Source organism: Labrys sp. Lb11 (assembly GCF_057554225.1).
The window spans coordinates 92,054-106,896 of record NZ_BAAJOT010000010.1 but is presented as its reverse complement, the minus strand read 5'-3'; the positions used below and the strand labels follow the sequence as shown (position 1 = coordinate 106,896).

Here is a 14,843-nt window from a genome sequence, read left to right as displayed (position 1 = left end):
GGACGTCTCATGTGCGAGGCCGCGGCAGCCACCAGGCCGTCCGCGGGCCGCAATGAAGGTGAAGCGTCTTTTCTTCGGTGTAGTCGGCGACGGCATGGCGTCCGAGCTCACGCCCGACCCCGGATTGCCGCATGCCGCCGAACGGCAGCTCGGCCGCCCCGTCCATGAAGGTGTTGGTCCAGACAGTGCCGGCGCGGATGCGGCGCGAGACGCCGATGCAGGTGTCGAAGTCCCGGCTCCAGACGCTGGCGGACAGACCATAGTCGATGCCGTTGGCGATGGCGACGGCCTCGTCGGCCGTGCCGAAGCGCAGCAGCGTGGCCACGGGCCCGAACACTTCCTCGCGGGCGATCGCCATCGCCGGCTCGACGGCGGCCACCACCGTCGTCGCCATGAACTGGCCGGCCTCGGCCGGCAGGCGCGCCCCGCCCAGGGCGATCTCGGCCCCCGAGCGCCGCGCCGCCGCGACATGGCCCTCGACCAGGGCGAGGTGCTGCGGCGAGATCAGGGCGCCGACCATGGTCGCCGGATCGAGCGGATCGCCGACCACCACCTCCCGGGCGCGCTGGACGAAGGCGGCGAGGAAGTCGTCGGCGATGTCGCTGTGCACCAGCAGGCGGCTGCCGGCGTTGCAGCATTCGCCGGCGTTGAAATAGGAGCCGAACACCGCCGCATCGAGCGCCGCCTCCAGGTCGGCGTCGGGGAAGATCAGCTGCGGGTTCTTGCCGCCGAGCTCCATCGACACCTTCTTCAGGCTCGCCGACGCCGCCGCCATCGCCGCCTTGCCGACCCGGGTCGAGCCGGTGAACGACACCATGTCGATGCGCCGGTCGGCGGTCATCGGCGTGCCGATTTCCGGCCCGTAGCCGGCGAGGATGTTGACCGCGCCGTCCGGCAGCCCGGCCTCGGCCAGGATCGCGCCGAGCAGCAGGGTCGAGGCCGAGGTCATCTCGCTCGGCTTGACCACCGCCGTGCAGCCGGCCGCCAGGGCGAAGGGCAGCTTCTGCGAGACGATGAGGAACGGGAAGTTCCACGGCGTGATGATCGAGACCACGCCGATCGGCTCGCGCACCACCACGCCGAGGCGCGCCTCGCCCAGGGTCGAATAGCTTTCGCCGTGCAGGTCGCGGGCCAGCGCCGCGGCATAGCGCCAGATGTCGGCCGCGCCGGCGAGCTCGCCGCGCGCCTGGCTGATCGGCTTGCCGGATTCCAGAACGTCGAGCGTCGCCAGGAGATCGGCCTTCGCCTCGATCAGGTCCGCCGCCCTGAGCAGCACCCGCGAGCGCTCGGCGCCGGTCATGCGCGGCCAGGGACCCTGGTCGAAGGCGTGGCGCGCCGCGGCGATGGCGAGCTCGAGATCGGCCGCCTTGGCATGGGCGTAACGCGACACCACCACGCCGTGGGCCGGGCTGGCCCGCTCGATCACGGCGCCGTCGAGGGCCGGCCGATAGCGGCCGCCGACGAACAGGTCGTGGGTCCGCGGCACGCCGTCGAGCGTGCGGGCAAGGCGGGCCGTGTCGAGGCGGACGGCAATCGTCATGGCGGTCATCGTCCCTGGAAGCCGGGAGAACGCTTCTCGCGGAAGGCGGCGACGCCCTCCTTGAGGTCGTCGGTATAGGACACCAGCGAGCCCGCCAGGATCTCGAAGGCGCTCGCCGCCTCCTCGCCCTCGGCGGCGTTGATCAGCTGCTTGGCGACGATGTTGGCCACCGGCCCGCGCGAGGCGGCCTGGGCGGCAAGCGCGCGAGCCCGCTCCAGGGCGCCGCCCTTCTCCACCACCTCGTCGACCAGGCCCATGGCCTGAGCCCGCTCGGCGGTGACGATCTCGCCGGTGAGCGCGAGCCGCCGCACCGCTCCGGCGCCGAAGCGGCGCACCAGGCGCTGCGTGCCGGACCAGCCCGGCACCATGCCGATGCCGGTCTCGGGCAGGCCGAGCTTGGCCTGCGCCTCGCAGACGCGGATGTCGGCTGTCGCCGCCAGCTCCAGCCCGCCGCCCAGGGCGTGGCCGTTGATCGCGGCGATCAGCGGCGCCTTCAGCCGCGCCAGCTTGTCGAAGACCCGGTGGCCCTGGCGCACCCAGTCCTGGCCCATGGCGAGGGGGTCGAGCCGCCCCCAGGCGGCGATGTCGCCGCCGGCGCAGAACCCCTTGCCTTCGCCGGTGAGGATGGCGGCGCGGACCGAGGCGTCGGCGTCGATGCGGTCCGCGATCGCGCCGAGGGCGGCGATCATCGCCTCGTCGAGGGCGTTGAGCTTGTCGGGACGGGCCAGGGTGACGACGGCGACGCCGCCGGCAATGTCGAGGCGGACGGGGTCGCTCATGCCGCGCCTCCGCCGATGTCGAGGCCGATCCGGCCGGGCCGGAACAGCGCCGCGTCCATGACCCGCAGCGACGGCGAGACCAGGAGCGGGAACTCGGCCTGGGCCAGCACGTCGCGCTCCAGGTCGACTCCCGGCGCGATCTCGGTGACGAGGATCCCGTCGCCGGTGAGCTTCAGCACGCAGCGCTCGGTGACATAGGTGATGTCCTGGCCCTGCGCCACCGCGCGGGCGCCGGAGAAGGAGACGTGCTCCACCGTCTGCACCAGCTTCCTCACCTTGCCCTCGGCGTCGATGCGCAGCGCGCCGTCCTCGATCGCCAGCTTGGCCGCGGCGGTGAAGTAGCCGGAGAAGATGATGCGCCGGGCCCGCGCCGTGATGTCGACGAAGCCGCCGGCGCCCGCCGTCACATGCGGCCGCGCGCCCAGCCTGGAGACGTTGACCGAGCCCTGCCGGTCGATCTGCAGGAAGGACAGCAGCGAGGCGTCGAAGCCGGCGCCCTGGAAATAGGTGAACTGGTAGGGCGAGGGCACGATCGCCTCGGCATTGGAGGCGCAGCCGAACTGGAAATCGGTGAGCGGCACGCCGCCGACCGCCCCCTGCTCGATCACCCAGGTGACGTCGCCGTGCCGGCCTTCCTCGATCAGGATGCGCGGCACGTTGGCCGAGATGCCGAAGCCGATATTGACGGCGTCGCCGTAGCGCAGCTCCTGCGCCACCCGGCGCGCGATCGCCTTGGCCACGCCGAACTCCGGCACCTCGAAGCTCGACAGCGGCCGGAACACTTCGCCGGAGATAGCCGGCTCGTAGGGCGTCTGCGTCGTCTGCATCTGGTCGGGCGCGATCACGATCGCATCGACCAGGATGCCCGGCACCAGCACGTGCTGGGGCTTCAGCGTGCCGCTCTGGGCCAGCCGCTTGACCTGGGCGATGACGATGCCGCCATTGTTGCGCACCGCCAGCGCCTGGTCGAGCGGGCCGAGATAGCCGCCCTCGTGCTCGTAGGAGAGGTTGCCGCGCTCATCCGCCGTGGTGGCGCGGATGATCGCCACCTCGGGCACGATCGCCTTGAAGTAGAGCCAGTCCTCGCCGTCGAAGGCGACGCGCCGGACGATCGGCTCGGCCGCCGCCCGCGCGTTCATGGCGCAGCCCTCGCGCGCCGGATCGACGAAGGTGTCCATGCCGATCTTCGTCAGCACGCCCGGGCGCTTGGCGGCCGCCTCGCGGTGCATGTCGAACAGGATGCCGGAGGGGATGTTGTAGGCCGGGATGTCGTTGCCGGTGATCATCCGCCAGATCGCCGGCGGCTCGGCCGAGGACGGGCCGGACGGGTAGGAGCCTGCCAGGATGCGGGCGAGCAGGCCCGGCCGGGCGATGTGGTCGACGCCCTTGATGCCCCACATGTCGCCGGCCGCGATCGGATGCAGCGTGGTCAGGCCGCGCGGATGGCCGGATGCCTCGAAGCGCCGGCCGACCGCGGCGAGCACGGCGTCCGGGCAGCCCAGGCCCGAGGAGGAGGAGACGGTGACCGTGGCGCCGTCGGGGATGAGGGCGGCCGCTTCGTCGGCGGTGAGGACGCGGGGAAAGGCCATCGGCTCAGATCCCCGGCTCGACCGGCGTCTCGCGGCCGGTCCTGGCGGATTTGAGCGCCGCCAGGGCGAGCGCCATGGAACGGATACCGTCTTCGCCGGTCGCGGCCGGCGTCCCCTTGCCGCGCACCGCGTCCTGGAAGGCGGCGACGCTGCGGACATAGAGGTTCTCGTGATCGATCTTCAGGGTTTCCTCCCCCTTCGCGGTGCGCAGCACCACCTCGCCGGCCGGGCGCTGGGTCATGCAGCCGGTGCCGATCAGCGAGCCCTCGGTGCCGTGCACCTCGAAGCCGGTGGTGGCGTGCCTGGTGGTGAAGGCGTCGTGGAACTGGGCCAGCACGCCGCCCTTGAAGCGCACCACGCCCATGACGCCGTCCTCGATGCCGGTGTCGCCCATGCCGCCCTGCTGGGTCATGGCCGTGACGGCGACCGGCTCGTCGCCGAGCACGAAGCGCAGCGTGTCGGCATCGTGCACTGTGATGTCCATGACCACGCCGGAGCCGGCGCGGGCGTCCCGGATGCGCCAGCCCTGCAGGTGCGGCGGCAGGTAGACCGCATGGAAGACGCGGGCGAACAGCGCCTTGCCGATCCGGCCGGCGGCCACCGCGTCGCGCAGGGCGCGGATGGTCGCGGCGTTGCGCAGGTGATGGTTGGTGCCCATCACCACGCCGGCCTCGCGGCAGGCCGCCACCATGCGGCGGGCGTCGGCGAGGGTGAGGGCGAGCGGCTTCTCGCACAGCACGTGCTTGCCGGCCCGCGCCGCGGCCAGGGTCTGCGCCTTGTGCTTCTCGTTGGTGGTGGCGATGTAGACCGCGTCGATGCCGCTGCCGAGAAGGCGGGCGAGGCTGGTGGTCGAGAGCGGGATGCCGGTCTGCGCCGCATAGGCGCGGCCGCGCTCCTCGTCCGAGGACATCACCGCCACCACCTCGCCGCCGGCCTCGCGGATGGCGCCGATCATCCATTCCCGGGCGATGGTCGTCGCCCCGACGATGCCCCACCGTATCGGCTGTCCCGCAATCATCGTGCCTCCTCGGCCTTGTGTCTCGAATGCCGGGCCCCGCAGGACTCGCGTACCACCAGCCGGCTGTCGCCGGTGAAGGACATGTCGGCCGGATCGGTGCCGCCGATCAGGCCGAGCAGGCCCTGCGCCGCCCGCGCGCCCATCTGGCGGGTGTCGGCGTTCACGGTGGTGAGCGGCGGGGCATTGTTCTCCGCCTCGACGATGTCGTCGAAGCCGACGACCGCGAAATCGCTGCCGACGCGGATGCCGCGCAGAGTCAGGGCGCGAGTCGCGCCCATGGCGACGATGTCGTTGTAGCAGAACACCGCGGTCGGGTTCCGCGGCGATGCGAGCGCCGCCGTGACCGCCTCGACGCCGCCGGCCCGGTTCGGCATGGATTCGAACACCAGCTCCTCGTCATAGGGGATGCCGGCCGCCTGCAGGGCGTCGCGATAGCCCGAGAGGCGCTCGCGCTGCGTGGTCATGCTGGCGTCGCCGCCGAGGAAGCCGATCGCCCGGTGGCCGAGCCCGATCAGGTGCTCGACCGCCCGGCAGGCGCCGGCCCGGTTGTCCGGCCCGATATAGGGCGCCGGGCTGCCGGCGATGCGGCGCATGGTGATGATCAGCGGCATGGAGCGCGGCAGCAGCTCGGCCAGGCCCCAGGCGTCGGTGCCGCGGGCCGGGCTCATGATGATGCCGGCGACGCCGTGCTCGCGCAGGGATTGCAGCACCCGCGCCTGGCGCTCCACGTCCTCGTTGGTGTTGGCCAGGATCGGGATGAAGCCGAGCCGGTAGAGCGCGTCCTCGATACCGACCGCCAGCTCGGTGAAGAAGGGATTCATCAGGTCGGAGATGACCATGCCGACGAAGCTGGAGCTGGCCGTGCGCAGGTTGGCGGCGGACCGGTTGTAGACGTAGCCCAGGCGCTCGATCGCGGTCTCGACCCGCTGGCGCGTATCGGCCTTGACCAGCGGCGAGCCCTTGAGGACCAGCGACACGGTCGACTTCGACACGCCGGCGGCGCGCGCAATGTCGACGATCGTCGCAGCCCGGCTCGCGCCGCGCCTCGCCTCACCCATCCGAGCTCTCCCCTGCCGCGCCGAGCCGGAGCGGCATCGACGGCGACCCACATTATTGGAACGTTCCGATGCCTTGCGACGCATGATCACGGCATCATCGTCAAGGGCCTGAAAAAGCTGCTTAAAACAGCTCGACTTCCAAGGTACTTGACTTTTGGAACGTTCTAATCGCTCTTGTGACGCAGGAACGCCGTGGTGTCAAGCGGCGAAAACAGCCGATCCGGAAACGCGGCCCGCCCCGCCGGGCCAGGAGGACGATCCATGGCCATGCTCATCCTGCCGACCGCCGCCGGCGGCCTCGAACCCCATGCCGCGGGTGCCGCATCCCCCTTCCCGCTCGTCCATGCCGGAGCCTATCCGCGCACGGTCTACGCCGCCGCCCACGTGGTCGCCGACGCGCGCCGCCTGGTCGATCCCTGGGAGCGGCCGGCGATCGACTGGGACGCCACCCTCGCCTTCCGCCGCCATCTCTGGGGCCTCGGCTTCAAGATCGCCGAGGCGATGGACACGTCCCAGCGCGGCCTCGGCCTCGACTGGGCCGGCGCGGCGGAGCTGATCGCCCGCTCGCTCGCCGAGGCCCGCGCCATCCCGGGTGCGGATCTGGCCTGCGGCGCCGGCACCGACCAGCTCGGCCCGGCCGAGGCCCGCTCGCTCGACGACGTCGCCGCCGCCTACGAGGCGCAGATGGCCCATGTCGAGGCCCATGGCGGGCGCATCATCCTGATGGCGAGCCGGGCGCTCTGCCGCCTCGCCCGCGGCCCCGAGGACTACCTCGCCGTCTACGGCCGGCTGATCCGCCAGGCGCAGGACAAGGTCATCCTGCACTGGCTCGGCGAAGCCTTCGACCCGGCCTTGGCCGGCTACTGGGGATCGCGCGACTTCGCTCCGGCCATGGACACGGTGCTCACCCTGATCCGCGAGCACGCGGACAAGATCGACGGCATCAAGATCTCCCTGCTCGACGCCGGCAAGGAGGTGACGATGCGCCGGCTGCTGCCGCCGGGCGTCGCCATGTATACCGGCGACGACTTCAACTATGCGGAGCTGATGGCCGGTGACGGCGAGGGCTTCTCGCACGGCCTGCTCGGCATCTTCGACCCCATCGCCCCGGCCGCCGCCGCCGCGCTCGACCGCCTCGCCGCCGGCGACCGCGCCGGCTACGACGCCATCCTCGCCCCGACCGTGACGCTGTCGCGCAAGCTGTTCGAGGCGCCGACGCAATACTACAAATGCGGCGTGGTGTTTTTGGCCTGGCTCAACGGCTTCCAGGAGCATTTCCGCATGGTCGGCGGCGCCGAATCCGCCCGCGGCATCCTGCACTATGCCGAGCTGTTCCGCCTCGCCGACACGGCGCGGCTGCTGATCGACCCGGAGCGGGCGACGGCAAGGATGCGGGCGCTGTGCGCGGTGAACGGGGTGGGGTGAGGAGACAACGGAAGCGCACCCCGAGACTCGGCAACAGGTTGGGCGACGCGACATGCACGGCAGGACTTGAGGCTTCCCCACCGCTTGCCCAAGCCGGCGGGGGCCGGGCCGAAGTCCACGCGAGTTGGGTCGAATTCCATGCCGCAAATGACGGTTGCGGCGGTCACGTCGACTTAGCCGATTTCAAAGAGCCATCGACGATCCCTGCTTGCCACACCATGAGCGATTCGATTACACTCGTTGTAGTATGCTCTGACTGTACGGATTCAGAGGAGTTTCATGCTGGAGAGCATTGGCTTTGTTGCGTTCTCGCGAACGATGAGTCTTGAGATTGAGGCAAGGAGTTCCGCGGCACAGGTCTCAGCGATTCCATCGCCACAACCGCAACTTACGAACCACGAGAACCAAATGTGGTGCGGCTAGGGCTGATATCCGCCCCCTCCTTTATGAGGGCTCTCGGCGCCAGCATAGACAACCGCTCTCGCAGTTCACGGGCCACCGACAATTCGAACAACCCTTCATAAATCTAACAGGGCCGTCGTTACATGAGGCATTTTTCTGCAAAAAACTAAAGATGAACTTTGAAAATGGCATAATGTTAGAGTCATTGTATGAGTATTAGCTTTTTTTATTACAAATTACTTTCTGCATATGATAAATTGAGAGGAAATACACGACTCATAGATAGAATATTAAGGCTAGAAGAACGAGGTTGGAATTCTGACGAAGCAAAGGCCCTCACGCTGAACACATTCCAATTTGGAATGAGCCTTGATGCATTATTGGATAGACTACAGAAAGAATTGAATGATAGCGAGCCAAGATTCAGTGCGTTTAAAATCATTGATGCTCATCCTGGACAGAGATTCTCAGAGAACAAAGGTCCATACTTCGATTACGTCGACAATATTGGATGCGACACATATGTGCTCAATTGGGTCCATCATCGCCCTGGGAAATTTGCTCCAGCATCAAAAGAAAAGATAGCATTTCATTTTCTCCTTAAAGAAAACTCTCTCGAAACAATTGTTATTATATATAGAACATCTCGAACCATCATCAGCAATAGAGACTAAGTGATGAGCGAAGAAATTGGAATCGAATTTGAACCAATAGGAATACTTCCAGGAACAGCTGTTCCATACTATCATTCATATTTATATTACACGGGGGTTGACGGAGCACGCACAGTTCTCAGCCTACCCAACACAACGGTGACAACCGCACCAAAATTGGAAGCTGGACCAGGTCATAGAATTACTTTATTTGGTCAAATTCTTTCGATTTTTGGAGCAAATGTTGGCCAAAGAAATCTAACGACAGGGCCTATCATTTACGGCAATCTTTCCGAAAACCATTTTACACTTTCTAGTGGAAACAATCTCAGCGACGAGTGGTTGAATCTAAAGAATTCGATGAATGAATTCGCTAACCCGCATTTCTCATACGGGAGCGGCTGAGGCGGGCTGAGAGGGCCTTGTCGCGGCCGGCGCCGGGCTGGACAAACAGGGGTGCTGACGGCGGATGGCCGTGCGGTCAGGGCAGCGATGTCGGATCTTCTGGTGGCTGGTCGGGGTGGGCTGGGCCGCGCTCAGGCGGCGGTCTGGCGTAATCGGGCGTGGGCGAGCGCATATTCGAGCCGGTAGGGGCAGGCCGAGGTCATGGCGACCTTGATCCGACGCACCGAGACGCGCACCGGCGCGCCGATCTTGAGCAGCTTCAGCCGGATCGTGCCGCAACTGGCCTGGGCGAACTGGGTGTGCTTGAGGCCGATGCGGCGCAGCGCGCAGATGAGCACATAGGCCATCGCGGCGAACCACAGGCGCAGCTGATTGGCGCGCATGGTGCCCGACGAGGTGCGGTCGGCGAACAGATCGCCCTGACATTCCTTGATCCGGTTTTCCATCTCGCCCCTGGCGCAATAGAGGGTCTCGTAGAGATGACGAGCGCCGGCCTCGGCGCGCTTGAGCGAGGTCACGACGAAGCGCGGATTGGCCTCGCCGCGCGTAGGTTCGGCCTTGCCGACGACCCGGCGCCGACGGCGCCAGCTGTCGAGCGTCGTCCACAGGAAGTCCTTGAAGCGCCGTGCCGGCTGGCCGGTCCTGCGGCTGTCTTCGGCGGCCTGCGCCAATTCGGCCGCGATCTCGCCGGCCAGCCGCTCGTTCCTGGCCAGGCCGAACAGGTAATCGACCCGGTTGGCCTCGCACCAGGTCATCAGGGCGTCCCGCGCGAAGCCGGAATCGGCGCGCAGCAGAATCCTCACCCGCGGCCATTGCGCGCGGATCTGGGCCACGATGCGCGCAATCTCCTCGACCGATCCGGCCGCGGCGTCGATGTTGGAACGCCGCAGCTTGGCGGCCGGCAGAACCGGATCGTCCCGTGGGGACGATGGGCAAGGCGATCTCGTTGAGAGTCCAGAGCCTGCAGGGGCAAACCTGCAAGGTCGTGAAACAGATTGAGACGCCTCGCCCTTCTGACCCCATCATGCGGCGGCCAAGCGTCGACCGCGAAGAGAAGCGTGTGACCCACGGGAGCGACACAAGCCGGAGAAATCAGAACGAGCAGCTTGACCTCAACGACCCCAATCAGAAAAGACCCTCAGAACTTCCGTCGCTCGGGTCAGTAGCGCTGACGAGCGCCGCGCAAACGACAGGCCGCAGCTAAAGGCTGACACGCCCCCGCCGCCGCGGAGGGCGACGCGATCCGCCCAGACGGGACTTGCCGCCTGGGCAAATTCTTACCGGCCACAAAGACCACGGCGGTGTGCTGCAACAGCCAGCTTCGTCGCGAGCGCGCAAATTCGATCTCAGCCGTCAGGTTGATATTGATACGTTATATCATTGCATCTATGGTGCGCCGCAAAGCGAATGGGGCGTATCCTTTGTGACCAACCGTGATCCCTTCCTGTCGTCGTTGATCGCGCAGACGGCTCTCCGTCGACTCGTTGGTGTTGCGTGGATCCTGGTGGTGTTGTGGATTGCCATTAGCTGGGCGGTCTCATTGCCATGAGCCTTCCCGGGATCCGCTTCGAGAACGTCACGATCGCCTATGATCGCCATGCCGCCCTGCGTCGGATATCTGGCACTTTCGAGCCCGGCAGCTTGACGGCGATCGCCGGGCCGAACGGAGCCGGAAAGTCGACGCTGTTGAAGGCCCTTATGGGCGAGCTATCCGAGCTTGAGGGCGCGATTGACCGCGGCGGGCTCGTTTCTAGCGATTTCGGCTATCTGCCGCAGGCCGCCGAGATCGACCGTCAGTTTCCACTTAGCGTCGCCGATACCGTCATGCTAGGCGCCTGGCGCCTGACCGGCGCGTTCGGCGGTGCGACCCAGGCCGTCGCGGACAAGGCGCGCCAAGCCTTGTCCGCTGTCGGGCTCGAAGGTTTCGAGCGCCGCCATATAGGCTCGCTTTCCGCTGGGCAGTTTCAGCGCGTCCTCTTCGCACGGCTCCTGCTCCAGGACGCGAAGATCATCGTCCTGGACGAGCCGTTCACGGCCATCGACGCGCGAACGACGCGCGACCTCCTGGAGATCGTGAGGCGTTGGCATGGCGACGGACGCACGGTGATCACGGTCCTGCATGATTTCGAGCAGGTGCGATCGCACTTCCCCACGACCCTGCTCCTGGCGCGTGAAGCCATCGCGTGGGGGCCGACGGAGACAGCCTTGTCGCCGGGCAATCTCCTGCGAGCTCGGGCAATGGCGGAGAACTGGGACGAATTGGCCGACGAAGGCTCCCCTACCCGGAAGGGGGCAGCATGACTCTCTACGGATTGCTCATCGCACCCTTCGTTGAGTACGGGTTCATGCGCCGCGCTCTGGTGGCCTCAATCGCGCTTGGGCTCGGTTCCGGCCCGGTCGGCGTGCTTCTGATGCTGCGCCGTATGAGCCTGGTCGGTGACGCCATGAGCCATGCCGTGTTGCCCGGCGCGGCGATCGGCTTCCTGATTGCGGGGGGGCTTTCGTTGCCGGCCATGGGATTGGGCGGCCTTGTCGCCGGCCTCAGCGTCGCACTGCTGTCGGGGCTCGTCAGCCGTACGACGGCGTTGAAGGAGGATGCGAGTTTCGCCAGCTTCTATCTGGCGTCGCTCGCACTCGGTGTCCTCATCGTGTCCCTGCGCGGCTCGAATATCGATCTCCTTCATGTTCTGTTCGGCACCATCCTCGCGATCGATGCCGAAGCGCTTTATCTCGTGGGCTCGATCGCCTCGCTGACAGTCGTCATCCTGGCCGTTGTCTATCGCCCACTGGTCGCCGAATGCTTCGACCCCGGCTTTCTGCGCGCGGTCGGCGGCCGTGGTCCGCTCTATCATCTTCTGTTCCTGTTCCTGGTCGTCCTCAACCTGGTTGCAGGCTTCCAGGCCCTCGGGACGCTGATGGCGGTCGGCATGATGATGCTGCCGGCGGCGATCGCGCAGCTCTGGGCCCGCACGCTGCCGGTCATGGTCGTGATCGCAGCCTCTACCGCAGCCCTGTCGGGCTTTGTCGGACTGCTGGCCTCCTATCACCTGCGGTGCGCATCCGGTCCCACCATCATCCTGACCGCCAGCCTCATCTATGGCGTCTCGCTGCTCGTCGCGCCGTCAGGAGCGCTGCGCCGATTTATTCAACGCCCGCATCTGGCAGGCTAATCCCGAGGAGACTCTCCCATGAATGCAAGACGGCTCCTTCTCGCGCTGGTCGGCTCGACCGCGCTTACATTCGGATCGGCCGCTGCCGCGTCCGCCAAGACCATTGATGTCGTCGCCAGCTTCACCGTGCTGGCCGACGTCGTGACGAATGTCGGCGGCGACCATGTGAATGTGAAAAGCCTCGTTCCGGCGGACGGCGATCCCCATGATTTCGAGCCCTCGCCCGATGATGCAAAGGCCGTCGGAGCCGCGGCGGTGACCTTCGTCAGCGGAGAGGGCCTGGAGAGCTGGTTCCAGCGCCTCGCCAAGGCCTCGGGGGCGAAGGCGAAGCCCGTCGTGGTGTCGAACGGCATCAAGACGCACACCTTCGAAGAGGACGGTAAGAAGGTCACCGATCCGCACGTCTGGAACAGCATCCCGAATGTCCTGATCTGGGTCGACAATATCGAGAAGGCTCTGGCCAAGGCCGATCCCGAAGACGCCGCCGCCTTCAAGGCGAATGCCGAACGCTATACGAAGGAATTGAAGGACCTGAACGCTGCGGTACACACCAAGATCGACGCTATACCCAAGGACAAGCGCAAGGTTCTCACCAGCCATGACGCCTTTGGCTATTACGGCAAGGAATACGGCGTGACCTTCCTCTCGCCGCTTGGCGTATCTACGGAGACCGAGGCGTCCGCTGCCGACGTCGCTGAGCTCATCGACCAGATCAAGAAGGAAGGCATCAAGGTCTACTTCATCGAGAACTCGAACGATCCGCGGCTGATCAAGCAGATCGCCGAAGCGACCGGTGCCCAGCCCGGCGGCGAGCTTTATCCTGAGGCCCTATCTCCTGCGGACGGTCCCGCACCGACCTATGCGAAGCTGATCCAGTACAACACCGACCAGATCGTCACCGCGATCTCGAAGTGATCTCTGTGCCAGGGGCGGGCCGTCTAGCCGCCCCTGGCAAATGCCAGTGCCGTCGTTCGGCGGCAGCGACCGCGACCGAGACCGAGACCGAGAAAATAGATCCGGGTAACTGACATGAAGCGGACGCTCTCCAAGCTTTCTTCTTTGTTGTGTATTTTGTCGTTCGCGTGTCCGGTTGCCGCTCTCGCCGAACCCCTGAGCGTCGTGGCGAGCTTCTCTATTATCGGCGATTTCGCCAAGCGGGTTGGTGGCAATCACATTAACCTGACCACGCTCGTCGGCCCGAACAGCGACGCTCATGTCTACTCGCCACGTCCCGCCGACGCGATAGCGCTCGCTCGCGCCGATGTGGTGCTGGTCAATGGTCTTTCCTTTGAGGGCTTCCTGCCGCGTCTAATAAAGGCCAGCGGCACCGAGGCGCCCATCGTCGTGCTTACCAGGAACGCCGACATACTGAACGACCCACAAGGCGGGCACTACCACTTCATCAATGGCGAGGCGGTCTTCCATGCGAGCCCGACCGACCCTCATGCATGGCAGTCGGTCGCTAACGCGAAGGTGTATGTTCGGAACATCACCGACGCCTTCTGTGCCGCCGACCGCGCGCATTGCGCGGAGTATGAGGCGAATGCCGCGGCCTATGTGGAAGAACTCTCGGCGCTCGACATAGAGATCCGGCAGGTGATCGCCGAAATCCCCGACAACAGACGCGTTGGCGTCGTCGCACATAACGCCTTCCGCTATTTTGAGCGCGACTACGGTATTGCATTTCTCTCGCCGCAGGGTGTCTCGACGGAGTCAGAGGCATCCGCAGCAGACGTCGCGTCGCTGATCCGCGAGATCCGCAACAAGCGTGCGGTGGCTGTCTTTACCGAGAACATTTCAGATACTCGATTGGTGAAGCAGATCGCATCCGAGGCCGGCCTCGAACTTGCGGGCCCGCTCTATTCCGACGCGCTATCGCCACCGCATGGTCCTGCACCGCACTACACGGACATGATGCGACACAACGCTCAGACAATCTCAAGCGCCTTCGCGGGCGGTTGAGATCGTCTGGGCTCTGTCCCTCCGTCTTATCTTGGAGAAAAAAATGCTGCGATCATTTGCCTGCGCAACGGGCATCGCCCTTGTCCTCTCAGCCGGTGCTCTGGCCGAGGACACCGGACATGACCACGAAAGCGTGACGCTCTACCGCGTGTTCGTCGGCGACCACGCCGATCCGAAGATCACCGCTTTCGATCTTTCCGAGCCGAAGAACCGCTGGACCTTCGAGACGAAGGGGCAGAGCAAGCTCTACGGTGTGGGCGAGGGTGCGGGCATCGTTGCGGTGCAGTCCGACAAAGACACCGTGAACTTCATCAAGAGCGGCATCTCGCTTCACGCCCATGGCGATCACTCGGACATCGAGATCGCCGACCCGGCCGCCATCGACCAAACCCTGACCGGCCCGCGGCCCTTCCACCTCATCGATCATGACGGCAAGGTGGTGATCAACTTCGACAAGGGCGGCTATGTGGAAGTCATCGACGCCCACGAACTCTCCCATGGGGAAGTCGAGGCGAGCCGCGTTCCCCAAGCCCGCGCGCATCACGGCTATGCCGCGCCCATCGGCAAGTTCTGGGTGACGAGCGTCGCCTCCGACGCGCCAGTGGAAGGCGACGCCGCGCCCAAGCGCGTCGGCCTTCAACCGATCACCGCCGACGGCAAGCCAACAGGTCCGGTCCAGACATGCACCGCCATTCATGGCGAGGCCTTCTCCGGGGCCTATCTCGCGACCGGCTGCCAGGAGGGTATCCTCACCGTCACTGCCGGCGTCGACGCGCCCGTCTTCAAGATGCTGGAATATCCGGCGGACCTGCCGTTGGGTCAGACCACCGGCACCCTCATCG

The 14,843-nt window shown here is 66.0% G+C and carries 12 protein-coding genes and 1 pseudogene; 7 read left to right on the top strand and 6 right to left on the bottom strand.

Annotated elements, in window-relative coordinates; all coding sequences use genetic code 11:
• Positions 1-7 precede the first annotated feature (7 nt).
• Genes AC27L4_RS30845 through AC27L4_RS30825 form a run of 5 tightly spaced genes read right to left on the bottom strand, consistent with a single transcriptional unit; the run spans position 8 to position 5,984 of the window.
• Positions 8-1,540, bottom strand: coding sequence for an aldehyde dehydrogenase family protein (locus AC27L4_RS30845; protein WP_487146494.1), 1,533 nt, complete (start codon positions 1,538-1,540; stop codon positions 8-10).
• Positions 1,541-1,545: 5 nt separating this feature from the next.
• On the bottom strand, positions 1,546-2,319 hold the full coding sequence (locus AC27L4_RS30840) for an enoyl-CoA hydratase/isomerase family protein (RefSeq protein WP_487146493.1): 774 nt from the start codon (positions 2,317-2,319) through the stop codon (positions 1,546-1,548).
• The gene (locus AC27L4_RS30835) at positions 2,316-3,908 is read right to left on the bottom strand and encodes an acyl CoA:acetate/3-ketoacid CoA transferase (RefSeq protein ID WP_487146492.1); all 1,593 of its coding nucleotides are present in this window, start codon (positions 3,906-3,908) and stop codon (positions 2,316-2,318) included. The genes AC27L4_RS30840 and AC27L4_RS30835 overlap by 4 nt, the downstream gene beginning before the upstream one ends.
• A gap of 4 nt (positions 3,909-3,912) precedes the next feature.
• Positions 3,913-4,926, bottom strand: coding sequence for a Gfo/Idh/MocA family protein (locus AC27L4_RS30830; protein ID WP_487146490.1), 1,014 nt, complete (start codon positions 4,924-4,926; stop codon positions 3,913-3,915).
• Positions 4,923-5,984, bottom strand: a complete 1,062-nt coding sequence (locus AC27L4_RS30825) for a LacI family DNA-binding transcriptional regulator (RefSeq protein WP_487146489.1) — start codon at positions 5,982-5,984, stop codon at positions 4,923-4,925. The genes AC27L4_RS30830 and AC27L4_RS30825 overlap by 4 nt, the downstream gene beginning before the upstream one ends.
• 261 nt (positions 5,985-6,245) lie before the next feature.
• Here AC27L4_RS30825 and AC27L4_RS30820 point away from each other — a divergent pair, with 261 nt between their 5' ends.
• Entirely contained in the window at positions 6,246-7,409 is a 1,164-nt protein-coding gene (locus tag AC27L4_RS30820; protein ID WP_487146488.1) for a dihydrodipicolinate synthase family protein, read from the top strand.
• Positions 7,410-8,488: 1,079 nt separating this feature from the next.
• On the top strand, positions 8,489-8,869 hold the full coding sequence (locus AC27L4_RS30815) for a hypothetical protein (protein ID WP_487146487.1): 381 nt from the start codon (positions 8,489-8,491) through the stop codon (positions 8,867-8,869).
• 131 nt (positions 8,870-9,000) lie between these two features.
• On the opposite strand, the pseudogene AC27L4_RS30810 reads toward AC27L4_RS30815, so the two are convergent.
• A pseudogene (locus AC27L4_RS30810) lies at positions 9,001-9,774 on the bottom strand (IS1380 family transposase); the annotation flags it as partial.
• 398 nt (positions 9,775-10,172) lie between these two features.
• Here AC27L4_RS30810 and AC27L4_RS30805 point away from each other — a divergent pair.
• The 5 genes from AC27L4_RS30805 to aztC all read left to right on the top strand — a co-directional run bounded on the left by AC27L4_RS30805 (position 10,173) and on the right by aztC (position 14,001).
• Positions 10,173-10,418, top strand: coding sequence for a hypothetical protein (locus AC27L4_RS30805; protein WP_487146486.1), 246 nt, complete (start codon positions 10,173-10,175; stop codon positions 10,416-10,418).
• A complete protein-coding gene (locus AC27L4_RS30800) occupies positions 10,415-11,170 on the top strand; it encodes a metal ABC transporter ATP-binding protein (RefSeq protein WP_487146485.1) in 756 nt (251 codons plus the stop codon). Before AC27L4_RS30805 ends, AC27L4_RS30800 begins: the two co-directional genes overlap by 4 nt.
• Positions 11,167-12,039 (top strand): metal ABC transporter permease, encoded by an 873-nt coding sequence (locus AC27L4_RS30795; RefSeq protein ID WP_487146484.1) that lies wholly within the window; start codon positions 11,167-11,169, stop codon positions 12,037-12,039. The genes AC27L4_RS30800 and AC27L4_RS30795 overlap by 4 nt, the downstream gene beginning before the upstream one ends.
• 18 nt (positions 12,040-12,057) lie before the next feature.
• Positions 12,058-12,954 (top strand): metal ABC transporter solute-binding protein, Zn/Mn family, encoded by an 897-nt coding sequence (locus tag AC27L4_RS30790; protein WP_487146483.1) that lies wholly within the window; start codon positions 12,058-12,060, stop codon positions 12,952-12,954.
• Positions 12,955-13,068: 114 nt separating this feature from the next.
• Positions 13,069-14,001, top strand: coding sequence for a zinc ABC transporter substrate-binding protein AztC (gene aztC, locus AC27L4_RS30785; RefSeq protein ID WP_487146482.1), 933 nt, complete (start codon positions 13,069-13,071; stop codon positions 13,999-14,001).
• Positions 14,002-14,843 lie beyond the last annotated feature (842 nt).

What these genes read in the sequence shown, in the direction of transcription:
- AC27L4_RS30820 (WP_487146488.1), top strand. Translation starts at nt 6,246, where the DNA reads ATGGCCATGCTCATCCTGCCGACCGCCGCCGGCGGCCTCGAACCCCAT.
- AC27L4_RS30845 (WP_487146494.1), bottom strand. Translation starts at nt 1,540, where the DNA reads ATGACGATTGCCGTCCGCCTCGACACGGCCCGCCTTGCCCGCACGCTC.
- AC27L4_RS30790 (WP_487146483.1), top strand. Translation starts at nt 12,058, where the DNA reads ATGAATGCAAGACGGCTCCTTCTCGCGCTGGTCGGCTCGACCGCGCTT.
- AC27L4_RS30830 (WP_487146490.1), bottom strand. Translation starts at nt 4,926, where the DNA reads ATGATTGCGGGACAGCCGATACGGTGGGGCATCGTCGGGGCGACGACC.
- AC27L4_RS30800 (WP_487146485.1), top strand. Translation starts at nt 10,415, where the DNA reads ATGAGCCTTCCCGGGATCCGCTTCGAGAACGTCACGATCGCCTATGAT.
- AC27L4_RS30835 (WP_487146492.1), bottom strand. Translation starts at nt 3,908, where the DNA reads ATGGCCTTTCCCCGCGTCCTCACCGCCGACGAAGCGGCCGCCCTCATC.
- AC27L4_RS30795 (WP_487146484.1), top strand. Translation starts at nt 11,167, where the DNA reads ATGACTCTCTACGGATTGCTCATCGCACCCTTCGTTGAGTACGGGTTC.
- AC27L4_RS30815 (WP_487146487.1), top strand. Translation starts at nt 8,489, where the DNA reads ATGAGCGAAGAAATTGGAATCGAATTTGAACCAATAGGAATACTTCCA.
- AC27L4_RS30825 (WP_487146489.1), bottom strand. Translation starts at nt 5,984, where the DNA reads ATGGGTGAGGCGAGGCGCGGCGCGAGCCGGGCTGCGACGATCGTCGAC.
- aztC (WP_487146482.1), top strand. Translation starts at nt 13,069, where the DNA reads ATGAAGCGGACGCTCTCCAAGCTTTCTTCTTTGTTGTGTATTTTGTCG.
- AC27L4_RS30840 (WP_487146493.1), bottom strand. Translation starts at nt 2,319, where the DNA reads ATGAGCGACCCCGTCCGCCTCGACATTGCCGGCGGCGTCGCCGTCGTC.